The organism is Streptomyces sp. FH025, from assembly GCF_017427025.1.
Taxonomy (GTDB): domain Bacteria; phylum Actinomycetota; class Actinomycetes; order Streptomycetales; family Streptomycetaceae; genus Kitasatospora.
Genome location: NZ_JAFLNG010000215.1, coordinates 1 through 11,010, shown reverse-complemented (window position 1 = coordinate 11,010; position 11,010 = coordinate 1). Strand labels below are relative to the sequence as shown.

The window sequence follows — 11,010 nt, the reverse complement described above, 5'->3', positions numbered from 1 at the left end:
GGCGGGAACGACACCATCGACGCCCTGGACGGCCGGCTGATCCGGCTGCTGGCGGAGGAGCCCCGGATCGGGGTGCTGGAGTGCTCGCGCCGGCTCCAGGTCGCCCGGGGCACCGTGCAGGCCCGGCTGGACCGGTTGCAGGCCAAGGGCGTGATCAGCGGCTTCGGCCCGGAGGTGGACCCGGCGGCGATCGGCTACCCGGTGACGGCCTTCGCCACCCTGGAGATCTCCCAGGGCCAGGGCGCGGACGTCCGGACGCACCTGGCGAACGTGCCGGAGGTGCTGGAGCTGCACACGATCACCGGGATCGGGGACATGCTGGTGCGGATCGTGGCCCGTTCCAACGCCGACCTGCAACGGGTGATCGACCGGGTGGTGGGCTTCGACGGGATCGTCCGCTCCTCCACCGCGATCGTGCTGGAGAACCCGGTTCCGTACCGGATCCTGCCGCTGGTCGACCAGGCAGCCGCCGAGTAGGACGGTCCGTCCGGAGCCGTTCGCCGATTCGGCATAGGCTCGGAGGCTCGTCGGCCGCATGATTTATATATGAACGTTGCACTATTCCTCTCGCCACGCGTCGGCCCCCGGATACCCGGACCCTCCACACCCTCCCCCCGGGTGACCTCCGCATGACCAGCAGCCTCGCGACCTCCGGTACCGCCCCCACCCTCATCACCTCCGCGCAGCGCGCCCTGCGCCTGCTGGAGGCGGCCGCCCGCTACCCCAAGGGCGCCACCGCGAAGCAGCTCGCCCGGGATGCCGACCTCGCCCTGGGCACCGCGTACCACCTGCTGCGCACCCTGGTGCACGACCAGTACCTGGAGCGGCGGGCCGGCCACTACCTGACCGGCCCCGCGGTCTCCGGGCTGGTCAGGGAGGAGTGCCCGGCGGCGGGCCGGGCCCGGCTCAAGGCGCTGCTGGAAACGCTCGCCGACGAACTCTCCGCCGCCGTCTACTTCACCTGGTACCGGAACGGCGAGGTGGAGCTGGTCGGCGCGGCCGAGGCCCCCGGCGCTCCGCTGATCGACCGACACCAGTGGCGGGTCGGCGCGCACGCCCACGCGGCCGGCAAGACCGTGCTGGCCCTGATGACCGCCGAGGAGCGCCGGGACCACCTGGCCCGCCACCCGATGGTGGCGTTCACCCCGTACACCCTGCGGGACCCGGCGCACCTGCCGATGCTGCCCCGTCAGGGCCCGCGGTACGCCAGCCCGATCACCCAGTTCCAGGAGTACACGCTCGACTCGGCGGGCGCGGCGGTGCCGATCGTCGCGGGCAACGGCATCGGCGCGGTCTCGATCTCGCTGCCGATGGCCCAGGCCCACCGCCTGGCCGGGATCGCCGCCCAGCTGCGGACCAGACTGGCCGACGACTTCGCCTCGGTGGCCTTCGGCATCTGACCCGTCCGCCGGACGGGCGGCCGGCTCGGCCCGGCCCGGTCCACCGGACGCGGACGGATCCGGCTCGGGCGGAGCCGGTCAGCAGCTGGGGACGCTGCCGCCGCTCTTCAGCGCCTCCAGCACCGAGACCGACTCGGCCAGGGTGGCGACCGGCACCAGCCGCAGCGTCTTCGGCGTGTTCACCTGGGCGTCCGAGCACTCGTCCTTGGGCAGCAGGAACACCGTCGCGCCGTCCCGGGCGGCCGCCTGCGTCTTCAGCGGGACGCCGCCCACCGGGCCGACGGTGCCGTCCTTGTCGATCGTGCCGGTGCCGGCGACCTTGAGCCCGCCGGTGAGGTCCCCGCCCTTGCCGTCGCCGGCGAGCTTGTCGACGATGCCCAGCGCCAGCATCTGCCCGGCGCTGGGGCCGCCCACGTCGCCCAGGTCGACCTTGACCTTCACCTGGTCCGGCGAGAGGTGGAGGAAGTTCAGCGCGGCCGCGGTGGCGCTGTCCTGCGACTCGGTCATCTGCCGGGCCGTCTCCTCGTTGGCCTTGGCGGGGTTGCTCTGCGGGTACACCGTGTCGGTCGGGCGCACCGCCTCCTTCGGGTCGAACCAGGCCTTCATGGCCCGCCAGAAGGTGGTCCGCTGGTCCGGGTTGGTCGCCGTGATGGTGACCATCCGCAGCTCGCCCTCGGTGGTGCGCTGCGGTGCGCCGGTGATGGTGAGCACCGGCCGGTCCTCGAAGGCGCCCAGGGTGTCCGCGGTCAGGCCCGGCCAGGTGACGGTGTACGGCAGCGGGACGAAGGCGGCCACGCCGAACAGCGCGGCGACCAGCACCCCGCAGAGCGCGAGCGCGCGGGTGCGCGGGGAGGTGAGGGCCTTGGGGAGCTTGGTGTCGGACACAGAAGGAATCCAAACACACCCGACGCCACCCGCGAGCGCTACCTCAGGGCGTCGGCCACCTCGGTCGCCGCCTCCACCACCCTGGGGCCGACCCGCTCGGGCACCAGCCCGTTGAGCATCACCACGCCGACGCTGCCCTCGATGCCGCTCAGCCCGATCAGCGCGGCGGCGGCGCCGCTGGCCCCGGACTGTTCCTCCGCACGGGTGATGACGAAGCCCTGCTCGGGCCTGCGCTGGCCGGGGAAGGCGCGCGCCTCCAGGATCGCCCGGCCGGCCGCGCTCTCGGTGAGCGGGTGGCGCAGGCCGGTCCGGTAGGCGACGTGGAAGTCGGTCCAGCTGGGCTCGACCACGGCGACGGCCAGCGCCTCGTTGCCGTCCACCAGGGTCAGGTGGGCGGTGGCGCCGAGGTCCTCGGCCAGGCTGCGCAGGGCCGGCAGCGCGGCCTCCCGCAGCAGCGGGTGCACCCGGTGCGCCAGCCGCAGCACGCCGAGGCCGACCCGGGCGCGGCCGCCGATGTCCCGGCGGACCAGGCCGTGCTGCTCCAGGGTGGCGAGCAGCCGGTAGACGACGGTGCGGTTGACGGCCAGCCGGGCGGCCAGTTCGGTGACGGTCAGCCCGCGCTCGGAGTCGGCGAGGAGCTTGAGCACCCGCACCCCGCGGTCCAGGGTCTGGGAGGTCTCGGCAGTCACGACGGGCAATCCTTTCCGCGACGCTCGCGGGCGGGCGGCGCCGGTCCAAGGTCGGTGTCGCGCGCAGGTGGGGGTGGCCGCGCTCGGGCCGTACGGCGTCGCCCTTGACGGTCGCACGGTCCTGCGGAGCCCGTCCCCGGGGGTTGCCCGGCGGAAGAGCGTGGGGGAAAGCTAATGAAGGAAGTGTCGCGGCGGAAGTGGTTGTCCAAAATTCGGGCGCGATCGTCACCCGCGCCGCCGGGAATTACGGACGAATGCTCATGATTCGCCCGTCGGATCGGAGCAGGAGTTCGACCACGGTCCGATGTCCGGACGCCCCGGGCCGGACGGGCCGGTCGCGGCCCGCCCGGCCGGCGGTCACTTCGCCCACTCCCGGATGCGGGCGATCCGCGCCTTCAGCTGGTTGGCGGTGGCCTGCGCGGTGAGCGGACCGCCGCACTGGCGGCGCAGCTCGTTGTGGATGGTGCCGTGCGGCTGGCTGGTGCGGTGGTGCCAGGCGGCGACCAGCGCGTTCAGCTCCTTGCGCAGCTCCCGCAGTTCCTGGTGGGTGACCACCGGCCGCTGGTCGGCCGGCATCTCCAGCAGGTCGGCCTCCTCGGCGGGCTTGGTCTTGCTGCGCTGGATCTGCCGGTGCTGGCGCTTCTGGAGCAGCATCTGCACCTGGTCCGGCTCCAGCAGGCCCGGGATGCCGAGGTAGTCGTCCTCCTCCTCGCTCCCCGGGTGGGCCTGCATGCCGAATTCCATGGCGTTGTACAGCACCCGGTCGAAGACCGCGTCGGATCCGAGCGCCTCGTAGGAGAACTCGTCGCCGCCCGCGCCGTCCGGCCCGTCGTTGGCCCGCTCGGCCTCGGCGAGCAGCCGGTCCTCCTCGTCGAAGAGGCCGTCGCCCTCCTTCTTGGGGCGGTCCAGCACGTGGTCGCGCTGGACCTCCATCTCGTTGGCGAAGCCCAGCAGCATCGGGATGGTCGGCAGGAACACCGAGGCGGTCTCGCCGCGCTTGCGGGCGCGCACGAAGCGGCCGACCGCCTGGGCGAAGAACAGCGGGGTGGAGATCGAGGTCGCGTACACCCCGACGCACAGCCGGGGCACGTCGACGCCCTCGGACACCATGCGGACCGCGACCATCCAGCGCGAGGTCCCGGCCGAGTAGTCGGAGATCCGCTTCGAGGCCTCGGTCTCGTCGGAGAGCACCAGGGTGACCTTCTCGCCGCTGATCTCGCGCAGCATCTTGGCGTACGCCCGGGCCACCGTCTGGTCGGTGGCGATGACCAGCCCGCCGGCGTCCGGGATCGCCTTGCGGACCTCGGTCAGCCGCCGGTCGGCGGCCTGCAGCACGGCCGGGATCCACTCGCCCTGCGGGGACAGCGCGGTGCGCCAGGCCTGGGCGATCAGGTCCTTGGTCATCGGCTCGCCGAGCCGGGCCTCCAGCTCGTCGCCGGACTTGGTGCGCCAGCGCATGTTGCCGCTGTAGCTGAGGAAGATCACCGGGCGGACGACGTGGTCGGCGAGCGCGTGCCCGTAGCCGTAGGTGTAGTCGGCGACGGACTTGCGGATCCCGTCGCTGCCCGCGTCGTACGCCACGAACGGGATCGGGTTGGTGTCCGAGCGGAACGGCGTCCCGGTCAGCGCCAGCCGGCGGGTGGCCGGCTCGAAGGCCTCGAAGCAGGCCTCGCCCCAGGACTTGGAGTCACCGGCGTGGTGGATCTCGTCCATGATCACGAGGGTCTTGCGGGCCTCGGTCCGGTTGCGGTGCAGCATCGGGTTGACCCCGACGCCCGCGTAGGTGACCACGATGCCGTGGTACTCCCGGGACAGCGGCCCGGAGGAGTACGCCGGGTCCAGCTTGATGCCTATCCGGGCGGCGGCCTCGGCCCACTGCTTCTTCAGGTGCTCGGTCGGCGCGACGACCGTCACCTGCTGCACCAGGTGGTTGTGCAGCAGGTACGAGGCCAGGGTGAGCGCGAAGGTGGTCTTGCCTGCGCCCGGGGTGGCGACCGCGAGGAAGTCGCGCGGCTGGGTCTCGATGTACTTGTCCAGCGCACCCTGCTGCCAGGCCCGCAGCTTGCCCGCGGTGCCCCAGGGGGCGCGACCGGGGAAGGCCGGGGAGAGGTGGTGGTTTGCGGCGGGCGCGGCATGGCCGGCGGCCCGGACGGGCTCCTGCGCCTGCGGCGCGTCGGAGAACAGCGGCATCGAGGAGGCGGCGGCAGTACTCACGGTCTCCGAGGGGGATCATCGCAGGTCAGAGGCGGTTTTGCGGCCCCGTCCCGCGGTCGGGCGGCGATCGGACAACCCGCCCAGCCTACCGGCCCGGGGCCGTTCGGGCCTCCAGGCGCCGGGCCGCGCCGGGCCCGGACGGCCGGAAATCGATGTGATGCAGGTCACATGCAATCACTGTCGGAACCGGGTAATCCCCGGCGGCCCCAGGACTCTCACCAGTGTGAGGCCGCCCCAACCCCACCAGCCGTCACCCGGCCTCACACCGAACCGAAGGGACCCCCATGTACGCAGCCGTCGAAGAGACCGTCCAGGCCCGTCTGATCCTCTCCGCGCACCGCTCCGCCCGGCTGCGGGTCGTGCTCTCCTACCAACCGGAGGACCCGTTCGCGGTCCGGATGGCCTTCCCCTCCGAGTTCTCGCTGGACGATCCCATGGACGGGCAGAGCGCCGAGGACATCGTCTGGGTCTTCGCCCGCCAGCTGCTCTCGGCCGGCCTGGAGCTGCCGACCGGCGCCGGCGACGTCCACGTCCGGCCCGCTCTCGGCCGGCGCACCATGGTCGAGCTGCGGGCCCCGGAGGGCACCGCGCTGCTCCAGTTCGACACCGCCGACCTGCGGCGCTTCCTGTGGCGCAGCCGGCTGCTCGTCCCCGAGGGCGAGGAGCACCTGCACCTGGACGCCGACCGCGCGCTCGCCCAGCTGCTCGGCTGACCGGCGGGCGGCGTCCGGGAGCGCTCCCGCGCTTCCGGCCGTGAGCCGGCAGGAGCCGACGACAGCCTGGTCGCCGCGGATCGGCTGCCACCCGGGTCCGGGGCCCGGGGAGGCGGCCCGACGGCTAACCCGACAGCTTGCGCATCAGCCGTACGCCCTGCGCCGCCGTCAGGTGCGGCAGGTAGGCCTTGCCGATCGCCCTGGTGATGCCCGGCAGCGCGGCCGGGTCGGGGTACGCCATGTACATCGGCCGGTACTCCGGCTGGAACTTCGCCTTGAACGCCAGCAGCGAGCGGAAGCCGTACACCGGTTCCAGCACCCTGCCCATCCAGTCCAGCATCCGCTGCAGCCCGGTGGGCTGCCCGTCCTGCCCGGTACGGGCCAGCGGCGCGCCGGACAGCGACAGGAAGCGCGCGCCCTCCTCCTTGAAGCCGAGCGCGGCCGAGGCGATCAGGAACTCGCTGACGCCGCGGAAGCCGTCCGAGCGCCGGCGCATGAAGTCGAGCGTCCAGCCGACCGGCACACCGTCCTCGTACACCGGCATCCAGCTGGTCAGCCCGTGCACCACCCGCTGCTCGTCCACCGCGATCAGCACCCGCACGTCCGGGTCGTCCAGCTCCGCCAGCCCGCCGAGCGTGAAGCCCATCTCGGGCAGGCCCTTCTCGGAGACCCACTCCTCGGAGATCGCCCGGATCTGCTCCCGCAGCGCGAGCGGCGCCTCGTGGTACGCCCACCACTCCGCGGTGATGCCCTGCTTGCCGGCCTTGTTGAGGGCGGTGCGGATGTCCTGCCACTTGCGGCCGGTGAAGGCCAGCTCGGGCAGCGGCACCACGGTGTCCTCGGCGACCTGCACCGAGCGCCAGCCCAGCTGCGCGGCGGCGGCCATGGTCTCGCCGGAGACGCTGTAGAAGCACGGGGTCCAGCCCCGCGCGTCGCAGTGGCGGGCGAAGCCGGCCACGGCCCGGGCCCGGTCCTCAGGGGCGCCGAACGGATCGCCGGTGGTCAGCGCCACGGTGCCCACCACCCGGTAGGCGACGGCCGCGCGGCCCCGCTCGTCGAACCAGTAGTGGTTGCCCTCCCAGGTGGTGATGAAGGACAGCGTCCCGCCGCCGTGCGCGGCGAGCAGCGCCCGGGCCCGGGCCGCGGCCGCCGCGTCGGTGTGCAGCACCGGGCGGCGGAAGGCCGACAGCAGCGCGACCAGCGCGACCGCCCAGAACGCCAGCCCGCAGTACGTCTCCAGGAACCTCGCCACCGGGCCGACCGCGATCGGGTAGTCCGGCAGCAGGTCGTTGTACGCGGGCGGCAGGAACTGGGCCGGCAGCCCGTTCACCAGCCCGCGCACGTCCGCGCCGGGCTCGAACTGCCCGGCCTCCAGCCGCCCGAGGCCCACGTACGCCGCCGCGGCGGCCAGCGCGGCCCCGCCGACCACCACGGCCAGCCGGCGCACCGCCCGCCCGGGCAGCCGCAGCCGGAACCGCTGACGGGTGGCCAGCAGCAGTCCGGTCGTCAGCAGCGGCAGCAGCATCGCCTCGACGAAGTACTGCACCACGTCCCCGCTGACCGGCCCGGCGTCGAGGTAGAGCCAGGCCAGCAGCGCCCCCCAGAGCAGCTCGGTGGCGACGGTGATCAGCCAGGCGAACCGCAGCCCCCGGCGCAGCCCCTCGGCGAGCACCAGCAGCAGCGCCGGGAAGAGCGCGGCCATCAGCCGCCCGGGGGTGTCGAAGATCCGCTCGACGGCGTGGGCGCGGGCGCAGTCGTGCGCCGACATCGCGCAGAAGTCGGCCACCTCGTCCGGGCTGTACCGGTGGGAGAAGTACAGCTCGGAGAAGGTGTTGAACGGCCCGCTGGCGTTGTCGTACAGCGAGGCGATCAGCGGCCCGAAGGCGGCGGCGACCAGGCAGAGCGCGACCAGCACCCGGATCTCGGTGTGCGAGGAGCGGTGCGTGCGCAGGTACGGGCGGCTGCGGCTGACCAGCGCGCCCACGCCCAGCCCGACCAGCGCGGCGGCGCACCGCTGGACGCTCTGCAGGTGGCCCACGTACAGCGTCATGACCAGCGGGACCAGCAGCACCAGCAGGTGCAGCCGGCGGCGCCAGAGCACGGTGAGCCGGTAGCCGAGCACCGCGGCCAGGGCGAACAGGCCGACGCCGGGCCCGATCGAGGTCTGGCCGGCCACCGAGACGGTCCACTGCTCCCCTGCGGAGGAGCCGAACTCGACCAGCCCGGTGCCCAGCAGGGTGCCGGCCACCTGCCCGACGACCAGCACCGCGAGGGTGCGCAGCCGCCCGAGCCGCTGTTCGGCGGCCGGGCCGACCAGGAGCAGCAGCAGGCTGGTGAACACGTACGCGCCGGTGCCGGAGCACCAGAACAGCGAGGTGACCGGTGTCCACCAGCGGCCCTCGGCGAGCGTGGGCAGGCCGATCCCCGCCCGGGAGAGCAGGTGCTCGGACGGCCCCGCGGACAGGCTGCCGGTGGCCCCGCCGAGCACCCAGAGCCCGGCCAGCAGCGCCAGGGTCAGCGGCGCCGAGCACAGCCGGGCGCCGAGCGCCCGGGCCGCCCGCCGCAGCCGCCGCCAGCGCGGCTCCGGCGTCCGGGTGACCGGGGCGCGGTCGGCGCCCCGCTCGGCGGCGCGCTCCGCGTCCGGCCCGGCTCTGCGTTCCCGCTCCTCGACGGCCATCAGCGTGGTCCCCGCCCCGGTCACCGGGTCAGCCCGGTCTGCTGAGCGAGCCACGGGATCTGCTGGACGATGCCGGGCCGGAAGACGACCCAGCCGTGGCCGCCCGGCATCAGCTCGAACTTCGCCTTCATCCCGGCCGCCTGGACGGCCTGGTAGACCTTCTCCATCTGCGGCCTGAACTCCTCGTCGGCCTCGCCGACGAGGAGGAGGGCGTTGGTGTCCGGGAACTTCCGACGGGTCATCACCTGGAGCGGGTCGACCGCGTCGAACTTCTTCCCGTCGCCGCCGAACGCGGCCTTGACGGTGTCCTCCCGGGTGCCCAGGGTCGGCTCGACCTGCCCGGACATGTCCAGGACGGTGCCGTACACGTCGGGCGCGTTGACGCCGAGTTGGAGGGCGCAGGTGCCGCCCATCGAGGCGCCGCCGACCGCCCAGGAGGTCCGGCCGGTGGCGGTCTGGAGGTTCTGGTGGATCCAGTCGGGCACGTCCACCGCCAGGTAGGTGTGGGTTTTGGCGATCTTCGAATCCATGCAGAGCGTGTTGGCCCAGGTCGAGCCGAGCTGATCGGGCATCACCACGATCGGCGCGAGGCCGCCGTGCTGGGCGGCGAACGCGTCCAGCACCTGGTTGATCTGACCGGACAGCACCCACTCCCCCGGCGACCCGGGCTGACCGGTGAGCATGACGACCACCGGCAGCAGCGGCCGCGGGGTGGCCTGGTAGGCGGGCGGGAGGTAGACGTACGCGTCACGGGCCTTGAAGCCCGATCTGAGGCCGGGGATCGGCACCACCGAGACGGTGCCCTTCTCGGGCAGGTTCGCCGGGGGCTGCCAGACCTCGTCGAGCACCTTGCCCGGCGGGGCGGACACGGTCTGCTCGGTCTTGGGGACCAGGCTGTCCGTCCTGGTCAGCCACGGCGCCAGCATCACCCGCCCGTTCGGGAACTGGTCGAAGCCGATGTTGACCTCGGAGGCGGCCATCAGCAGCACCAGCCCGCTCAGGCCGAGCGCGAGCCCCCGGCGCGGCCAGGACAGCCGCCGGATCCGGTACCCGACCAGGCAGAAGCCCAGCAGGGCGACGGCGATCCACCGGCTGACGTACCGGGGCGTGCCCTCGGGGAAGGGGTGCCACCAGCCGTCGACCACGACGTCCAGCAACAGGCTGAGCGCCGCCGCGCTGAGCAGCGCGGCGGGCAGGCGGAACCGCCACCAGCTCCGGCCGCGGCCGACGGCGAGCGCGAACAGCGCCGCCCAGCCGGCGACGAGGACGGCGTGCGGGATCGGGCCGTGGGTGAGCGGCCAGTCGATCGGGTTCCAACGGGAGGCAAGGGTGAGCGTGCTCATGCGGCTTTGCCCGGAGCGGTGGTGCCGGCCAGGAATCCGTAGGCGACGACGTTTCCCTCGTAGCCCTTCTCCTCGCTGTACGTGCCGCCGCAGGTGATCACCCGCAGCTGTGCGTCAGCGGCCTGGCGGTAGACCCGGTCGTCCGGGAAGTCCTTTCGGTCGTGCACTTCGATGGCGTAGAGCTGGTAGACGGCGGTGGCGCCGTCCGCGCGGGAGATCTCGATCCGGTCACCCCGGCGCAGCGATCCAAGATCGTAGAAGACGGCGGGCCCGGCCCTGTTGTCGACGTGGCCCGCCAGGATCGCGGTGCCGCGCTGGCCGGGGCTGGCCCCGCCGCGGTACCAGCCCGCGAGGTTGCGGTCCCCCTCCGGCGGAGCCTGGAGGTGGCCGTCGGCGTCCAGGCCGAGCTCGGTGACCGGGGCGTCCAGCCGGACGGCCGGGATCCGGATCCGGGTCGGGACGGACCGGCCGAGCGGCGGGACGACGGAGACCGGGGCGAAACCGGACAGCGCCTGCCCGGCGCCGGGGGAGGGCGGCAGCACCGGGGAGCCCCCGCCGTGCAGCAGCCAGGCGCCGAGCACCAGCGCGGCGCCCGCCGCCAGGGTGCCCGGCCAGGGGCTCCTGCTCTGCTGGACGCCCACGGGCGCTCCCCTCTGCTGACCGGAATCCCGCTTCCTGGGAGTTTCCTGGGAACTCATTCAATCGGATCGGACCCTATGGCACGTCCCCACGAGGGTCGTAGCCGCACCCGCCGATCGGCAGGGTCGACGGCCTCCCACCCGCTCCGCGTGTGGACACGGACGCGGAGCGTAACGGCCGTGGCTCGCCCCCGGAACCGGCCGCACCCCTGTCGTAGAGCATCGACGGCCCGGGCCACCCGTTCGGTTGCGTCAATCGGGCGATCGGTTACGACCGCGCGCTGCGCCTCTCCGACCGTTCCGACCCGCGTGCCATGCTGACCCGGTCTCGGGTTCTATCACCCGACTGGTCCGACCGGAACACCCGCGTGCCGCACACCGGCCGAACGCCCCATGAACGGAGTGACCATGGACGCCCTCTCCCGCCGCACCCTGTTGGCCGCCGGAGCGG

9 protein-coding genes are annotated in these 11,010 nt (G+C 73.4%); 3 read left to right on the top strand and 6 right to left on the bottom strand.

All coding sequences use genetic code 11. From position 1 onward, the window contains the following. Positions 1–15: 15 nt before the first annotated feature. Together J0670_RS17270 and J0670_RS17265 are read left to right on the top strand one after the other, a co-directional pair. The gene (locus J0670_RS17270) at positions 16–477 is read left to right on the top strand and encodes an Lrp/AsnC family transcriptional regulator (RefSeq protein WP_207812495.1); all 462 of its coding nucleotides are present in this window, start codon (positions 16–18) and stop codon (positions 475–477) included. Between the two features lie 152 nt (positions 478–629). Further along, complete coding sequence (locus J0670_RS17265; protein WP_207812493.1) at positions 630–1,400, top strand: IclR family transcriptional regulator; 771 nt, start codon at positions 630–632, stop codon at positions 1,398–1,400. A gap of 78 nt (positions 1,401–1,478) precedes the next feature. Here J0670_RS17265 and J0670_RS17260 read toward each other — a convergent pair whose 3' ends face one another. From J0670_RS17260 to J0670_RS17250, 3 genes are all read right to left on the bottom strand, one after another. Then, positions 1,479–2,285: a S16 family serine protease gene (locus tag J0670_RS17260; RefSeq protein WP_207812492.1), complete on the bottom strand. Its 807-nt coding sequence runs from the start codon at positions 2,283–2,285 to the stop codon at positions 1,479–1,481. A 38-nt stretch (positions 2,286–2,323) separates the two neighbouring features. Next, positions 2,324–2,974 carry an IclR family transcriptional regulator gene (locus tag J0670_RS17255; protein WP_207812491.1) on the bottom strand — a complete coding sequence of 217 codons (651 nt, stop codon included), beginning with the start codon at positions 2,972–2,974 and terminating at the stop codon, positions 2,324–2,326. Positions 2,975–3,331: 357 nt separating this feature from the next. Next, complete coding sequence (locus J0670_RS17250; protein ID WP_243437139.1) at positions 3,332–5,164, bottom strand: DEAD/DEAH box helicase; 1,833 nt, start codon at positions 5,162–5,164, stop codon at positions 3,332–3,334. Between the two features lie 308 nt (positions 5,165–5,472). Between J0670_RS17250 and J0670_RS17245 the strand changes: the two genes are divergently transcribed. Continuing rightward, positions 5,473–5,901, top strand: a complete 429-nt coding sequence (locus J0670_RS17245; protein WP_207812490.1) for an SsgA family sporulation/cell division regulator — start codon at positions 5,473–5,475, stop codon at positions 5,899–5,901. Between the two features lie 124 nt (positions 5,902–6,025). Here J0670_RS17245 and J0670_RS17240 read toward each other — a convergent pair whose 3' ends face one another. The 3 genes from J0670_RS17240 to J0670_RS17230 are packed head-to-tail and all read right to left on the bottom strand — an operon-like array spanning position 6,026 to position 10,562. Further along, positions 6,026–8,632: a DUF2156 domain-containing protein gene (locus tag J0670_RS17240; RefSeq protein ID WP_207812489.1), complete on the bottom strand. Its 2,607-nt coding sequence runs from the start codon at positions 8,630–8,632 to the stop codon at positions 6,026–6,028. Next, on the bottom strand, positions 8,599–9,921 hold the full coding sequence (locus tag J0670_RS17235; RefSeq protein WP_207812488.1) for an alpha/beta hydrolase family protein: 1,323 nt from the start codon (positions 9,919–9,921) through the stop codon (positions 8,599–8,601). The genes J0670_RS17240 and J0670_RS17235 overlap by 34 nt, the downstream gene beginning before the upstream one ends. Beyond that, positions 9,918–10,562, bottom strand: a complete 645-nt coding sequence (locus J0670_RS17230; RefSeq protein WP_307806556.1) for a class F sortase — start codon at positions 10,560–10,562, stop codon at positions 9,918–9,920. The genes J0670_RS17235 and J0670_RS17230 overlap by 4 nt, the downstream gene beginning before the upstream one ends. Positions 10,563–11,010 lie beyond the last annotated feature (448 nt).